Origin of the sequence: Hymenobacter profundi, from assembly GCF_019334315.1 — a bacterium.
Taxonomy (GTDB): domain Bacteria; phylum Bacteroidota; class Bacteroidia; order Cytophagales; family Hymenobacteraceae; genus Hymenobacter; species Hymenobacter profundi.
This window is the reverse complement of sequence record NZ_JAHWGL010000054.1, coordinates 1-14,853: the sequence shown is the minus strand read 5'-3', so window position 1 is coordinate 14,853 and position 14,853 is coordinate 1. Positions and strand designations below refer to the sequence as shown.

11 protein-coding genes are annotated in these 14,853 nt (G+C 56.0%); 9 read left to right on the top strand and 2 right to left on the bottom strand.

Annotated features, from left to right (window positions below):
* Nucleotides 1-16: 16 nt before the first annotated feature.
* Nucleotides 17-1,183, top strand: coding sequence for a glycosyltransferase family 4 protein (locus KYK14_RS13165; protein WP_219159406.1), 1,167 nt, complete (start codon nt 17-19; stop codon nt 1,181-1,183).
* Between the two features lie 269 nt (nt 1,184-1,452).
* Here KYK14_RS13165 and KYK14_RS13160 read toward each other — a convergent pair whose 3' ends face one another.
* The gene (locus KYK14_RS13160) at nt 1,453-2,931 is read right to left on the bottom strand and encodes a PA14 domain-containing protein (RefSeq protein ID WP_219159404.1); all 1,479 of its coding nucleotides are present in this window, start codon (nt 2,929-2,931) and stop codon (nt 1,453-1,455) included.
* 301 nt (nt 2,932-3,232) lie between these two features.
* Nucleotides 3,233-4,549: a PA14 domain-containing protein gene (locus KYK14_RS13155; RefSeq protein WP_219159402.1), complete on the bottom strand. Its 1,317-nt coding sequence runs from the start codon at nt 4,547-4,549 to the stop codon at nt 3,233-3,235.
* A gap of 476 nt (nt 4,550-5,025) precedes the next feature.
* Between KYK14_RS13155 and KYK14_RS13150 the strand changes: the two genes are divergently transcribed.
* The 8 genes from KYK14_RS13150 (at nt 5,026) to KYK14_RS13115 (ending at nt 14,724) form a co-directional block, all read left to right on the top strand.
* Entirely contained in the window at nt 5,026-6,453 is a 1,428-nt protein-coding gene (locus KYK14_RS13150; protein WP_219159441.1) for a Glu/Leu/Phe/Val family dehydrogenase, read from the top strand.
* A gap of 157 nt (nt 6,454-6,610) precedes the next feature.
* Nucleotides 6,611-7,198: a hypothetical protein gene (locus KYK14_RS13145; RefSeq protein WP_219159400.1), complete on the top strand. Its 588-nt coding sequence runs from the start codon at nt 6,611-6,613 to the stop codon at nt 7,196-7,198.
* Nucleotides 7,199-7,324: 126 nt separating this feature from the next.
* On the top strand, nt 7,325-8,344 hold the full coding sequence (locus tag KYK14_RS13140) for an MBL fold metallo-hydrolase (protein WP_219159398.1): 1,020 nt from the start codon (nt 7,325-7,327) through the stop codon (nt 8,342-8,344).
* A 311-nt stretch (nt 8,345-8,655) separates the two neighbouring features.
* Nucleotides 8,656-9,675, top strand: a complete 1,020-nt coding sequence (locus tag KYK14_RS13135) for an ABC transporter transmembrane domain-containing protein (RefSeq protein ID WP_185280799.1) — start codon at nt 8,656-8,658, stop codon at nt 9,673-9,675.
* Entirely contained in the window at nt 9,668-11,050 is a 1,383-nt protein-coding gene (locus tag KYK14_RS13130; RefSeq protein ID WP_185280800.1) for an HlyD family secretion protein, read from the top strand. Before KYK14_RS13135 ends, KYK14_RS13130 begins: the two co-directional genes overlap by 8 nt.
* A 21-nt stretch (nt 11,051-11,071) precedes the next feature.
* Entirely contained in the window at nt 11,072-12,577 is a 1,506-nt protein-coding gene (locus tag KYK14_RS13125) for a TolC family protein (RefSeq protein WP_343217100.1), read from the top strand.
* Between the two features lie 115 nt (nt 12,578-12,692).
* Nucleotides 12,693-14,177: a sodium:solute symporter gene (locus tag KYK14_RS13120; RefSeq protein WP_219159394.1), complete on the top strand. Its 1,485-nt coding sequence runs from the start codon at nt 12,693-12,695 to the stop codon at nt 14,175-14,177.
* Nucleotides 14,178-14,244: 67 nt separating this feature from the next.
* Nucleotides 14,245-14,724, top strand: coding sequence for an energy transducer TonB (locus KYK14_RS13115; protein ID WP_219159392.1), 480 nt, complete (start codon nt 14,245-14,247; stop codon nt 14,722-14,724).
* Nucleotides 14,725-14,853 lie beyond the last annotated feature (129 nt).

Genomic DNA, 14,853 nt, shown 5'->3' with positions numbered 1-14,853 from the left:
CGCTGCCTGTATTTTCATGGATAGTAAGCGTGTTGCTATCCTAGTCTTTTTCCCCTGCGGTATGCGGATTGGATATGATGCAAAACGCCTGTTTGGCAATTTTACTGGCTTAGGAAACTACAGCCGGACTCTGGTGCAGGATGTGGCGCGTTTTCATCCCGAACACGATTACCATTTATACACGCCTGCCATCCGGCAACATCCAGCAACACAACCCTTTCTGGAAAGCACTCAGTATACCACGTTTGTGCCCCCCAGTGCCTTCTTCCGATCCTTGTGGCGCAGCTACGGCGTAGTAAAACAATTGAAACGAGACGGTATTGAACTATACCACGGGCTAAGCCACGAATTACCCGTAGGCCTTACGCGTGCGGGCATTCCAGGCGTGGTCACCATGCACGATGTCATTTCCAAAGTTCATCCGGAGTGGTACGGTGCTGTAGAGCGCATTATCTACGACCAGAAGGTACGTTACAGCTGTCGGCACGCGGCTAAAATAGTTGCTATCAGCGAGCATACGAAGCGTGATTTGATAGAGTATTACCGGGTAGAGCCAGACAAAATCAAAGTCATTTATCAAGCCTGTGACCCTGTATACTATCAGCGGCAACCCACTGAACAGGCGGCTCGCACGGTGGCACAATTGGGCGTAACAACGCCTTATGTCTTAGGGGTAGGAAGCTTAGAGCCCCGTAAGAATATTGCCACACTGCTTCGCGCTTACCAACACTTGCCAGTCGATTTGCGGGTACCGCTTGTTTTGGTGGGTAAGGGGAAGCGTCATAAACAGCAGTTGCAACAGCTACTAAGTCAAGCAAATTTGGAAGATGTAGTGTATTGGTTGGAAAACGTAGTGGATATTCGGCAACTCCAGGCGCTGTACCAAGGGGCTTCGGCTCTCATCTACCCTTCACTGTACGAGGGATTTGGGCTACCCATAGCCGAGGCACTGTTGTGCAAAACGCCTGTTATTGCTTCCTCCACTTCTGCTCTACCAGAAGCAGGAGGGCCAGCCTCGTGCTATATAGACCCCACTAGTCCTGAGCAGCTCGCGCACGCTATAGAGAAAGTCCTGACCGATTCAGCACATGCGAATCACATGCGGGAACAGGGCTACCAATACGCCCACACGCAATTTGCACCCGCACGCCTTGCTACTCAGTTAGTAGATTACTACAGCTAATAGACCTGTTTCCAAATCAGAAATGGGCGCTAGAATCTGCCGGTTATGCTTTGGCAAGCGGACGCCAGATCAAGCATGACGTTCATTTTTCTTTATTCGGACTTCCGCACGAATCGTGTGCCGGTTGGACGCCTACGGCATCGGACCGGCACACGATTCTCTAAACAACTTCAATAAAACCCAGCAGTCCGCAAACGCTTGGAGGGGTAGCAATGGTCACGCATATTGTGACCATTGCTACCCCTCCAAGCGTTTGCGGACTATTAGACTTACCGGCTAGCCTGCATCTGTACAATTTGCATCGGTTCTGCTGTTTGGACCCGTGCTTCGCCCTGGGGCTCTGCTTTGGGATGACGAATCATGACGGGCTGCGTGGTGGTTACGCCATTCACCGTGAGGTGCAGTTGGTAGTTACCGTTGGGTAGTTCCAGGAAGGGCAGCGTCTGGTTATGCACCCCGTCGGTCAATTGGCGAGCGTCGGAAGAGCGCACTGCCACGCCGCGGGTATCGTAAAGCACCCAGCCCACGGGCATATTGCCAGGCAGCTGATAGCGTAGCTGTGAGATGCCATTGGAGGGGTTGGGGTACACGTGCACTTTATAATCGCCATTACCCACGAGCGGGGTAGCTTTGGTGCTAACCTTGGCACCCACTACGGGCTCCAGTTTCCACTGCTGATCGGCGCCGCCATTGTAGCGCCACTGCTGCAAACCACCTTCCGACGTTTCTTTCGCAGTTAGGGCTTTGCTGCTGTGCTTGGCCACCAGCGAGTAGTAGCCATCTTCCGCCTCGTGAATCAGCCACAGCTGGTTGTCGCTCTTATAGGCAGGCCATAGGTCGAGGGCGGCCCCGTTAGAAGAGGAGTTGCCGAGCACTTCCAGTGCTTTGTTGCTACCCTGCACAAACACACGGTAGTAGCCATTGCCTGCCGACTCAATCATCCATTCGGGGGCAGCGGCATCGGCGGCGACTTTGCTGGTCGCTTGCTGCTCTGCCACGGCCAGCGTTTGGCCATCGTTGCGGGCCTTCAAACGATATACTCCCGACATGGAGGCTACCGCTGGAGCGGCTACGGCGCCTTTGGGTAGGCGCATGCCAGATTTACGCGCTACAGTTTGCTTAGGAGCTTCTACTGCTACTTTTGGTTGCGCTACTGCTGGTGCGGGCGCCGGAGCAGCGGCCATCACAAATCCTTCGGCCGAGAAGGCTTCAGCCGGAATAGCCTGGCGTGCTTGCTTCGGCGATGTCCACTGCAACTGCACGTGCGCATCGCCTTCTTCGCTGTGATATTCCAGCTTAATCGGCGTTGATTCGCCAGCGGCCAGGTTCACGTAAATATCCGACTCGGTGAGGCTCTGGCCATCCCAAGTATCCAGAATTTTCTGTCCGTTGATCCACAACCGCACTTGTTCCCCAGCGCGCACGGCAAACGAGTAGGAGCCAGTGGTAGGAGCCGTCAGGAAGCCTTCCCAACGTACCGAGAAATAATCGGCTGGTATGGTAGGGGCTGGTGCGTCTTTTCCCCACTGGAAATTGGGTGCGGCGTCCTGCTGCTGGCGGATGGGTTTACCAGCCAGCGTGCTGTTACCGAAATACCACCCCGTGAGGCCCGGCGTTCCGTTTTGCGCTGGCGCTACCAACTGCTGAAATTCTTTGCCTGGCGCTCCTTTAGCAGAAGCAAACGCACCTTCGGTATGGCTAAACAGGTGCATCCCCACCAAGGAACAGTAGAGTAAGTGTCGCATCATAGGAGAAGAATGTACGGAATTTGGTTAAAATAGTATTTTATTAATAAATACTACCTCTGTTACGTCTATTTCAAAGCTTATCAAACACAATAAAAACCAAGCCAAAGTAGCATATTACAATACAATGCTTATAATTTTACTATTAATCACAAATATGCTTGATATAGCTTATTTAATAATATGATGCTATACCTATTCCAGCGGCAGATGGCTCATACAAGCTAGATAACATCCAGTGAAACGCTACCCTACTTCTGCTACCCAGCTACGATTGTAGCCAGTTGGCCTTTTCTTGGGCTGCTTATTCAGCTTGAGCTTGTGTTTCGGCCAATGGATGGCGCACCAGGATAGGTTGAGTGGTGGTGATGGTCCCCACAGTGAGGTGCAATTGGTAATTACCGTTGGGTAAGGCCGATAACATTAGCGTTTGCTGATGCACACCGCTGATTGTCCGGCGGTAATCGGAGGTACGCACCACAATACCACGCGCATCGTAGAGTACCCAGCCCACTGGTATAGCATCCGGCAGTTGGTAGCGCAGTTGTGAGAGGCTGTTGGCAGGGTTAGGCGACAAGCTCACGTTGTAGGTACCATTGCCCATAAGCGGTGTGCTGGTGGTAGCCGGTTGGGTTACCTTCTCTTTCACGGGATCCAGCCGCCACTGTTGGTCTTCGTGGCCGTTTGCACGCCACTGCTGTACGCCACCCTCGGCAGGCGCTTTGGCCGTGAGGGCTTTCCGGCTATGCTTAGCCACCAGCGTGTAGTAGCCGTCGCCTACCTCCTTAATTTGCCACAGCTGATTATTGCCACTGTAGTAAGGCCATAGGTTGAGGGCAGCACCGTTGGAAGACGAGCTACCTAGCACCTCCAACACTTTAGTGCCACCTTGCACTGCTATCCGGTAGTAGCCTTGGCCGGCTGGCTCGATACGCCAGTGCGCAGCCGCTGCCGCATCGGTACTAGGCTGGTGCTCATCGGCAACGGCCAGTGGCTGACCGGTGGTGCGAGCTTTCAGCGTGAATATACCTGCTAGCTCTGCGGGAGCCGGCATGGTGGTAGGCACGGCTTTAGCTTGGGCCGTCTTTGCTGGCTGAGTCGTAGCGGGGGCTGGCTTGCGTTTGGCAGCGGCATTCTGCTGCTTGGCGCCGGTGCCCGGTGCCGTTGCGGCTACAACATCACCGCTCTCCGAAGAAAAAAATTGGCCTGGAATAGCCTGCCGTGCCTGGCCAGGAGGTAGCCATTGCAGCTGCACGTGCGCGTTGCCTTCTTCACTGTGGTATTCCATCTTCACTGTTGTGGTTTCGCCGGCGGCCAGCGTTATATAGGCCGGTGGCTGTAGCTGGCCAGTACCGTCCCAGGTGTCGAGCACCTTTTGCCCCCCTATCCACAATCGCACTCGCTCGTCGGCACGTACAGAAAACGAGTAGGAGCCGGTGGTAGGGGCTATAAGCCAGCCCAGCCACCGCACCGAGAAGTAGTCGGCTGATATGGTGGGGGCCGCTGCATCTTTGCCCCAATCAAAGTTGGGGGCAGCATCGCGGCGTTGGAGCACTGGTTTGCCCGCCAGCGTACTGCTGTTGAAGTACAGCGCTGTGAGCCCGGTCTGATTGCCTGGCACCACAAGCGAGGTTTTTTCTGCTTCGTCTGCCGGTAGCCAGGGCTGGGGATGTGCGTTCCCAGTGGCAGCTAACATACAGATACTTAAAAGCGAACAACAAAATATACGTTGTGTCATACCAACTTCACCAAAAAGTACATTTATAGTATTTTACCAACAAAATAATGCATCTTATCCCTGGCAATCAGCTTAAAAATATTCAATTAATATTCCATAAAAAATAATTTATAGCCGATTACTTGTATTTAAATACAATTTAACTATTTAGTGCAAACCCCAGCCGGTTTCTTCAATTACTGGCTTCTTGATTCCTTTGGGAGAAACTATTCGTGTCGGAAGCGCTGAACCGCACTATGATTGCCTATATCCGGCAACTCCCGACCTTTGCGCCGGGCAGCCACACAACGCAAGGTGCTGATCGGCCGTTTGCGGGTATACTGTCTTCTTATTTATCTTCCCACCAACTCACACTTACCATGAGCAACCACTTGGTGAAGGGCAAGGACTTTTACGAAAGCGTCCTGCACTTCTACGACCACGCGGCGAGCTTCTCGAAGCTCGATCCTGGCATTATAAGCCAGATTCGGACCTGCAACAGCATCTATAAAGTAAACTTCCCGGTGGAGGTAGACGGGCACGTGCAGGTGTTCGAGGGCATTCGGGTGCAGCATAGCCACCACAAGCTGCCCAGCAAGGGTGGTATTCGCTACAGCATCCACGTGGACGAGGAAGAAGTGATGGCACTGGCCACGCTCATGACCTTTAAGTGCGCCTTGGTAGACGTGCCGTTTGGTGGTGCCAAAGGTGGTGTGAAGATCAACCCGCGTACTAGCTCCGTGCAAACGCTGGAGCGCGTGACGCGCCGCTATGCCAGTGAACTGATTAAAAAGAACTTGATTGGACCAGGCATGGATGTGCCAGCACCCGATTATGGTACCAGCAGCCGCGAAATGGCCTGGATTGCCGATACTTACCTCACCTTTAAGTATGGCGACACCAGCGCGCTGGGCTGCGTAACGGGTAAGCCCGTGGGCCAGGGCGGCATCAGGGGCAGGACGGAAGCCACGGGCCTAGGTATTTTCTATGGCATACGGGAGTTGCTCGAAGATGAGCCGCTGCTGAAAAAGCTAGGCATGACCAGCGGCATGGCAGGCAAACGCATCATCGTGCAGGGCTTGGGCAACGTGGGCTACCACGCCGCGCATTTCTGCCAGCGCGAAGGTGCCCTGATTGTGGGCATTGCCGAGCGCGAAGGCGGCTTATACAACCCGGCAGGCCTAGATGTGGAGGAAGTGTTCAAGCACCGCTCCGTTACGGGCTCTATCCTCGATTTCCATCCTGATGCGAAGAACTTCGAGGACTCGTTGCAACTGCTGGAATACGAGTGCGACGTGCTGCTGCCGGCCGCGCTGGAAAACCAGATTCACGAGGGCAATGCCAAGAATATCAAGGCCAAGATAATTGCCGAAGGTGCCAACGGCCCTACCACCCAGGAGGCCGAAAAGATTCTGCTGGAACGTGGCGTAGTTATCCTACCCGACCTCTATCTAAACGCCGGTGGCGTGACGGTTTCCTACTTCGAGTGGCTGAAAAACCTGTCGAATGTGCGCTTTGGGCGCATGGGCAAGCGGGCTGAAGAAGCCTCGCTGAAGCGCCTGGTGATGACCATTGAGCAAACCACCGGCAAAACGGTGAGCGAGCGGGAACGTGCCCTCATCATCCACGGGGCCGACGAAATTGACCTAGTGCATTCGGGACTGGAAGACACTATGATTACCGCTTACCGTGAAATTCGGGCGGTGATGGACGAGGTGCCAGGCATTACAGATCTGCGCACGGCGGCCTTCTACGCGGCCATTGAGAAGATTGGCGTGAGCTACCAAGCACTTGGCATCTTCCCATAAACCGAAGGGATTTGCCCGCTTACCTTTGGCTACTTACTTGAGAAACAGGCCGTCATGCTACGCGTGGCGGCCTGTTTTGCGTAAAATATTCGCCGGTTTGCACCGCGGTTGCGTATCTTGTCGAAACTAAACATACGGGCTTTCCCTTCTACTATCCATGCTACGTACCCTACCCTTCGCTATAGCTTTTCTATCGGCTGGCCCACTGCTGGCCCAAACGCCTATGGTGGTTCCGATGGCCGCCGAGGTAGAAGCACCTCTGATCGGCTTACAGGCCAACCGCACTTCCTATCAGCTAAATATCGGTACGACCTTCGCGGGTGGGTTGGGCTCGGCCATGCACATCAGCCCGCGGGTGACGCATCAGTTGGGCAAGCGTTTTTTCGTGTTCGGCGGCATGACGTACATGCGTACGTTCATCAATCCGGCCTACTACACCTCGCCGACCGGGGCCTCGACTACTGCTGATGCATTATTCAACAACAACCGTTTCGCTGTCAGCAACCGCTACCTTATCTACGGTGGCGGCACCTACCTCGTAAGCCCGCGCCTGGCCCTCACGGGCACAGCCTGGAAAGATATGTCGCCTACTGTTAACCCCTACGCGGGCTTTGGCAGCATGGGCCAGGGCATGAGCATGCGCGCCGACTACCGCCTCACCGAAAACCTGACGGTGTCGGGTGGGGTGCGTATGGCAAGTGGCGTGGGCTACGCGCCGCTGTATGGTCCTGGCTTTGGTTTCTGATACATAAAGGCTTCAATAAAGGCGACGTAGGCCTTCGACGTTTCGCTTTACCTTCCACCGCCGCGCTCCGGGAACATTCCGGGGCGCGGCGGTTGTGTTTACTCTTGCCTTCTCTACCCTCCTCCCATGTCCTCACGCCCTACCTATCATCGCAACGAAAAGCTGCTGACCGTTCTACCCAAATACCCTGGCAATAAGATGATTGGCCGGGAATACTGCAATGGCGAAGAGCTGTACGAACCTAGTTTTGCCAACGTATTTCGGTGGAAATTTCTAACCGAAAACCCACAGAAAGCGGAGAAGAAAGCCGACACCTGGGCGCCGGCAGTGGTAGACTGCACGGAGTTTCTGCGCAGTGACACGGACGGGCTGGTGTGGCTGGGGCACGCCTCCTTTGTGCTGCGGGTAGGCGGCGTCACGCTGCTCACCGATCCGGTGTTGTTTTCCTCCTTCGGGCTGCAACGCCGCCACCCCCTACCCTGCCGCCCCGAGGACCTGACGAACATCGACTACCTGCTGCTCAGCCACGGCCACCGCGACCACCTCGACGAGGCCTCCGTGAAGCTGCTGGCCCGCCAGAACCCGCAGATGCAGGTGCTGACGGCCCTGAGTATGGCACCGCTGCTGCGCGGCATGGCCCCTACCCTGGCGGTGCAGGAGGCCGGTTGGTGGCAGCAGTACGACCTGGGCCCCGAGGCGCCGCTGGAAATCTTCTACCTGCCCGCTTCGCACTGGCATCGCCGGGGAGTATTCGACCTAAACAAGGTCTTGTGGGGGTCCTTTCTCATTCGCATGCCCGGAGGCAGCACCCTGTATTTCGCCGGCGACACGTCGCTTGCCGGTCATTTTGAGGCCATTGAGAAGCAGTTTGGTCCCCTGGACATTGTGCTTATGCCCATTGGCGCCTACAAGCCGCCCTTTATGATGGAGATGAGTCATACCAATCCCCACGAGGCTGCCAAAGCCACCAATATAGTACGCGCCGGCCACGTGGTGCCCATGCACTACGGCACCTTCGACCTGAGCGACGAGCCGGCTTCGGAACCCCTGCGCCTGCTAGAAGAAATAGCGGCCGGTGGCATGCTCCGTGCCGAGCTGCATGCGCCCGCGGTAGGCGAGGTGATGCCCTGGCAGGAATGGCTTTAGGCTATTTATTGCCGTGCTTCTCAACTCTCAAAATCTACCCTTATGAGTTAAGCAGGAAATGCAATATTTATAATTAATCATAGCTTTTAATATCATTTTAATGCAAATTAATATGACTTTTCCCAATAAGCACCGTAAATTTGGCATTCGTAAGTGAGCATGCTTCTACCTAATGCCTGTAAAACATGAGCTGCTGGGTAGCAGCTGTAAATAGACTACCCATTGCCGGCTGCGGCGCAGCCAACTATGCGGAGAATGTGCCGCACCAGCTACGTGTTTTCAGGTAGCCCGCTCTTTTCTTAATTTTTTCCATGGCTTCTAAGTCTCATTCAACCAGCCTCCCGCCTCCTACCCCTTGGCAGCGCCTTACGCGCATGCTCGACACAGAACGCGACACGATTCGCTACATTCTGTTTTTTGCTATTCTAACGGGCCTCATTGGCCTCACCCTACCCCTGGGTACCCAGGCCGTGTTTAACCTCGTTTCGACGGGGGCCGTGTTCAGCTCTACCTATATCCTGATTGGGGTAGTGGTGCTGGGCGTGCTACTGGGCGGCATTTTGCTGATTGGGCAGATGACCTTGGTAGAGGCCATCGAGCAACGTCTGTATGCGAAGGCCGCTATCGAGTTTGCGTATCGCCTACCCCGCATCAAGCCGGAAGCGCTGGAAGGTGAAAATCCGCCGGAGCTGGTGAACCGCTTTTTCGACATTCTAACGGTGCAGAAAAGCCTCACGAAGTTTCTGATTGACTTGATGTTTGCGGGCTTTCAGATTCTGTTTGGGGTGATTGTGCTGGCTTTTTACCACCCCATTTTTATTGCGTTCGGGCTGTTCACCATCATTATGCTGGTGTTCATCTACATCATGAATTACCGCCGGGCCTTGCGCACCAGCATTGAAGAATCAGCGCATAAGTACGAAACAGTGGACTGGCTGGAGCAGGTAGCCCGCGAGCTGCCCCAGTTTCGGCACAGCAAGGAAGAACAGCAGCGTGCCCTCACGCGCACCGACGAGCTGACGGCCGATTACCTGAACGCCCGCAACGACCACTTCCGGGTGCTGAAAAGTTACTATGGTTGGGGCGTGGCCCTGCGCACGGTGCTCACGGCTGGCTTGCTGATTGCCGGCACGCTGTTCGTGGTGTCGCGGCAGATGACGCTGGGCCAGTTCGTGGCGGCCGAGGTGCTGATTGTGCAGATCAGCGGATCTATTGAAAAACTAATGACTGGCGTGAGTACCGTGTTTGATATGCTAACGGGGGTAGAGAAACTAGCCGCCGTGACCGACCTACCCATGGACGAGAAAAAGACGGAGGGAACCCATGCTTAACCTATCCAACCAAAACGTAGACGAGGCGGTATGGCAGGAGCAGCCCCAACGCTCTCAGAAAGAACTACTGGTGCCGCACGGCAGCCGTACGCTGGGCCGCGTGATGCTGGCCGTGGGTATCATCTTCCTGATTATCCTGTTCTTACCCTGGCGCCAGACCATTGAGGGCACTGGCACGCTTACCACCCTACGCCCCCAAGACCGCCCCCAAACGGTGCAAAACCAGATTGCGGGCCGTATAGAGCACTGGGCCGTGCGAGAGGGCCAGTTTGTGCGTAAAGGCGATACCATCCTAACTATTTCTGAAATTAAAGACGAGTATTTTGACCCTAACCTGCCCGAACGCCTAACTGAACAGCTGGCGGCCAAGCGCGGCAACGTGACGGCCAATACCGCCAAAATTGAAGCTACCGACCAGCAGCTAGCCGCCCTGCGCACTACCCTGAACGTGCAACTGGAATCGGCCCGCAACAAGGTGGAACAGGCCCGCAACTACGTTGCCAGCGACAGCGCCGACCTGGTGGCCGTGACCAACTCCTATGACATTGCCAAAGCCCGCCTGGCCCGCTACGAGAATGGCTACCAAAACGGCTTGTTTTCCCTCACCGACATTGAAACGCGCCGCCTGAAATTACAGGAAGACCTAGCCAAGGTAACGGCCCAGCGCAACAAGCTGCTGAACTCCCGCCAATCGCTGGCGAATGCTATTATCGAGTTGAGTAACCTGCGCGCCAAGTACGGGCAGGACTTGGCTAAAACCTTGTCGGATCGTAGCTCTGCTGTGTCGAGCCGGGCGTCGTCGGAGGGGGAAGTGGCTTCCTTGCGCAACAAGATTGCCAACGTAGAGGTACGCCGCGGCCTGTACGTGGTGCGCGCCCCGCAAACCGGCTACGTGGTGCGTACGCTCAAGGCGGGCATCGGCGAAACCATCAAGGAAGGCGAGTCTATTGCTACGTTGCAGCCCGAAGCGCCGGTATTGGCCGCCGAGCTGTATGTGCGTCCCATGGATGTGCCGCTGATTCAGCGGGGCAGGCAGGTGCGAATTCAGTTTGATGGCTGGCCGGCAGTGCAGTTTTCGGGCTGGCCCTCGGTGGCTGTAGGTACCTTTGGCGGCGTGGTGACGGTGATTGACGTGGTGAGCAGCACCAACGGCAAGTACCGCCTGCTGGTGCGCCCCGAGCCTCACCCCGAACACCGCAACGACGACGACCATAAGTGGCCTACCCAGCTACGCCTGGGCTCGGGCGTATACGGTTGGGTAATTCTGGATTCGGTGCCCGTATGGTACGAAATCTGGCGACAGCTCAACGGCTTCCCACCTAGCTTACAGGCTGAGCCACAACCCGACTCGCCTGTAAAAGTCGAAAAGAAGTAGGAAATGAGGATGCGTTTTTTTGTGCTGACTAGTTGGCTCACGCCCCTAGCTATCCTGCTGCCTACCCTTGCCGCGTTGGCCCAAACGCCCCGCCTCCCTACCCAGGCGCCGGGACTGGAGCCTGCGCCCCTGCAAACCAAACAACTAGCGCAGGACCGGCCACCCGTAGATACGGCCCGTATTTTCTCGCTGCAAGATTTGGCAGAGCTGGTGTTTGCCTACCACCCCGTGGTGAAGCAGGCCGCGCTGCTCAGCGAAGATGCCCGCTCGCAGGTGCAGCAGGCCCGCGGCGGCTTCGACCCCAAGCTGGGCTCGGGCTTCGACCGCAAGCTGTTTGGCGGCACCGACTACTACAACAACTGGGCAAACGAGTTGAAGGTCCCGATCTGGCCGGGCGGTATCGACCTAAAAGTAGGCTACGACCGCATGGTGGGCACTTACGTGAATCCCGAGCACCGCACCCCGCTCAACGGCCTGGCCATTGCCGGCCTGTCGGTGCCGTTGGGGCAGGGCCTGTTGATTGACGCCCGCCGCAGTACGCTGCGCCAAGCCAAAATCATGGTCGACGCCGCCGAGGCCGATCAGGTGAAGCAGATCAACACCATCTGGCTGGAGGCAACGCAGGCGTACTGGAACTGGTACTTCAACTACCAGCAAATGCTGCTCATTCAGGAGGGGGTAGAGCTGGCCGAAACCCGCTTCCAGGGTACCAGCCGCCGCGCCCAACTGGGCGACCAAGCCCCCATTGACTCAGTGGAGGCACAGATTACGGTGCAGGACCGCTTGGTACAATTCGCGCAGTTGCAGGTGGAGCAGCAGAACGCTGGCTTGCTCTTATCGAATTACCTTTGGACCAAAGACGGCCAACCTGCGGAGTTGCCCGCCTATGCTGTGCCGCAGCTGCCTACCATGCGCACAGTCGACAGTCTGACGTATGAGCAGCTCCAGGATTTTGCGGCCAACCGCCATCCTACCTTACTCAAGCTCGACGCCAAAATTCGGCAGTTGGGCGTGGAGGTACGCTACCGCCGCGAGTTGCTGAAGCCCACCGTGAACGTGAGTGGCTATTTGCTCAGTCGCGGCGACTTCTACCGCCCCGAGGTGCCCGGCTACTACGACTTCGGCCGCGACAATTACAAGGTAGGGGTAGACTTTGCCTTCCCGCTGTTCCTACGCAAGGAGCGCGGCAAGCTCTGGCAAACCCGCATCAAGGTGCAGGATGCCACGCTGGAGCAGCAGAACAGCCGCCGCATGATTGCCAACCAGGTCAGCGCCAAGTACAATACCCTCAAGGCCTACGAACGTCAATTGGCCGTGCAGGAGCAAGCCATTGTCAATCAGCGGATTTTGCTGCAGGCTGAGCTGCAAAAGTTTGAGTTGGGCGAAAGCACGATTTTCCTCATCAACGCCCGCGAAAGCAAGCTCATTGAACTGCGTCTCAAGCAGGAAAGCATGCGCGCCAACTACGAAAAGTCGCTGGCCGAGCTGTATTACTATGCCGGCACGCGCACACTGGGCAATGAGTAGGATGAGTAGCTGTTAGCTTTTGGCTGTTAGCTGTTAGCTTTGAGGTTCTTGTTGTAGCTGTCGACCTTCACATCGGCGCTATCAGCTAACAGCCAAAAGCTAACAGCTAAAGTCCATGTCCCCTACCCTCATCCTGAGCCTGATTGCGGGCTACTTCGTGGTGCTCGTCATCATCTCGATCCTCACATCGCAGAAGGCCACTAGCGAGTCGTTTTTCATTGCCAACCGCAACGCCCCCTGGTACATGGTGGCGTTTGCCATGATTGGCACCTCGCTGTCGGGCGTCACGTTCATCTCCATTCCGGGCATGGTGCAGGGGCAGGCCTGGAGCTACATGGCTGTGGTACTGGGCTATACGATAGGTTACTTGGTAATTGGCACCGTGCTGATGCCACTTTACTACCGCTTGCAGTTGGTGTCTATCTACACCTACCTGGAGCAGCGGTTTGGGTTTTGGAGCTACAAAACGGGCGCTTTTTTCTTCTTGATTTCCAGGGCGGTAGGCGCGGCGTTCCGGCTGTTTCTGGTGGCGGGCGTGCTGCAATTTGCCGTGTTCGATGGGCTGGGCGTGCCGTTTGCCGTTACCGTATCGGTTAGCATTCTGCTGATTTACCTGTATACCTTTCGCGGCGGCCTCAAAACCATTCTCTGGACTGACACCTTCCAAACCCTGGCCATGCTGGTGTGCGTGGGCGTGAGCATCTACCTGATGGCCGACGAGCTGAACCTGGGTTTTGCTGGCTTGGTGAAAACGGTGAAGGAAAGCGCCATGTCGCAGATCTACTTCTCCGACCCCAAAGACGACAAGTTTTTCTGGAAGCAATTCGCCTCGGGCGCCTTCATCACCATCGTGATGACCGGTCTCGACCAAGACCTGATGCAGAAGAACCTGAGCTGCCGCAACCTCCAAGACGCGCAGAAAAATATGTTCTGGTTCACGATTGCCATTGTGATTGTGAACGTGTTTTTCCTGTCGCTGGGCGTGCTGCTCTACCAGTTTGCCGCAGCCAAGGGCATTGCCCTACCCACCAACCCGGCTACCGGCAAAGTCATCGGCGACAACGTGTTTCCGCTGCTGGCTACCAACCATTTCTCCCTGTTTGCGGGCGTCGTGTTCATCCTGGGCATCATTGCCGTCACCTATGCCTCCGCCGACTCGGCCCTGACGGCCCTCACGACCTCCTTCTGCGTGGATATGCTGGATATCAAGCAGTACGACGAGCGCAAGCAGAAGCAGGTGCGCCAGCTCACGCACTTTGGCTTCTCGCTGGTGCTGATTGTCATTATCCTGATTTTCCGGGCCATCAACGACCAAAGCGTGATTACGGCCGTGTTCAAGGCGGCGGGCTACACCTATGGGCCGCTACTGGGACTCTACTCTTTCGGTATCTTCACCGGCCGCGGCCTGCACGACCGGCTGGTACTGCCCGTGTGCTTCGCGGCCCCTCTCGTCACGTGGTTTATCAACGCCAATTCCAAAGCGTGGTGGGACTACGAGTTTGGCTTTGAAATCCTGATACTCAACGGTATCCTCACGTTTATCGGCCTCCTGCTAATTTCCCGGCCCGCCGCTACTCGCGAATTGAACCCTGCGGTGTAGAGGTTGTTGAGGGGTAGCGTACCTTTGTGCGCTGGTCTGAAGCTATATTTTGGACTACCCCTCCGCTATGAAACATCTGTTCTTCATCTGCCTGCTGTTTCTTGCGGGTATTATGGCGCAGGCCCAAACTCCTACCCCGCCGGCCAAGCAGCCCACTGAGTTGCGCGCTGGTCGGATGCAGGCTCAGCGCGCCCCCGCCGCTAACCGCCCCGATGTGGCCCCACAGTTTCCGGGCGGCACCGAGGCCCTAAGTGCTTTTTTTCAGCAACAGGTAAAGTATCCGGAGGCGGCACGCGTCAGCAACGTGGCGGGCGATGTGGTGGTACAGGCCACTGTGGCGGCCGATGGCAAGCTGCAAAACCCAACCGTGGTGCAAAGTCTCTCGCCCGCCTGCGACGCCGAGGCCCTGCGCGTGTTGGCCCTTATGCCCGCCTGGCAGCCGGCCACTCGCAAGGGCCAGCCGGTAGCAGTGTTGGTGCGTGTGCCTGTGCCCTTCGGCAACTCCAAGAACCTGAAGGTAGAGCAGGGCAAAACGAAATTTGAATAAGTAATTAAGATGATTAACGCTAAAGGAAAGTACTTGTCGTGCTGCGCCTCCTTGTCATCCTGAGCTTGCGAAGGACCTTCTCACGCGAGAACGAGTCGTTGGTACGTCTGTCATTCTATCGTGACAAGG

Bases quoted from the DNA above. Each gene is read 5' to 3' on its own strand.
- KYK14_RS13165 (WP_219159406.1), top strand. From the start codon at position 17: ATGGATAGTAAGCGTGTTGCTATCCTAGTCTTTTTCCCCTGCGGTATG.
- KYK14_RS13160 (WP_219159404.1), bottom strand. From the start codon at position 2,931: ATGATGCGACACTTACTCTACTGTTCCTTGGTGGGGATGCACCTGTTT.
- KYK14_RS13150 (WP_219159441.1), top strand. From the start codon at position 5,026: ATGAGCAACCACTTGGTGAAGGGCAAGGACTTTTACGAAAGCGTCCTG.
- KYK14_RS13145 (WP_219159400.1), top strand. From the start codon at position 6,611: ATGCTACGTACCCTACCCTTCGCTATAGCTTTTCTATCGGCTGGCCCA.
- KYK14_RS13140 (WP_219159398.1), top strand. From the start codon at position 7,325: ATGTCCTCACGCCCTACCTATCATCGCAACGAAAAGCTGCTGACCGTT.
- KYK14_RS13135 (WP_185280799.1), top strand. From the start codon at position 8,656: ATGGCTTCTAAGTCTCATTCAACCAGCCTCCCGCCTCCTACCCCTTGG.
- KYK14_RS13130 (WP_185280800.1), top strand. From the start codon at position 9,668: ATGCTTAACCTATCCAACCAAAACGTAGACGAGGCGGTATGGCAGGAG.
- KYK14_RS13120 (WP_219159394.1), top strand. From the start codon at position 12,693: ATGTCCCCTACCCTCATCCTGAGCCTGATTGCGGGCTACTTCGTGGTG.
- KYK14_RS13115 (WP_219159392.1), top strand. From the start codon at position 14,245: ATGAAACATCTGTTCTTCATCTGCCTGCTGTTTCTTGCGGGTATTATG.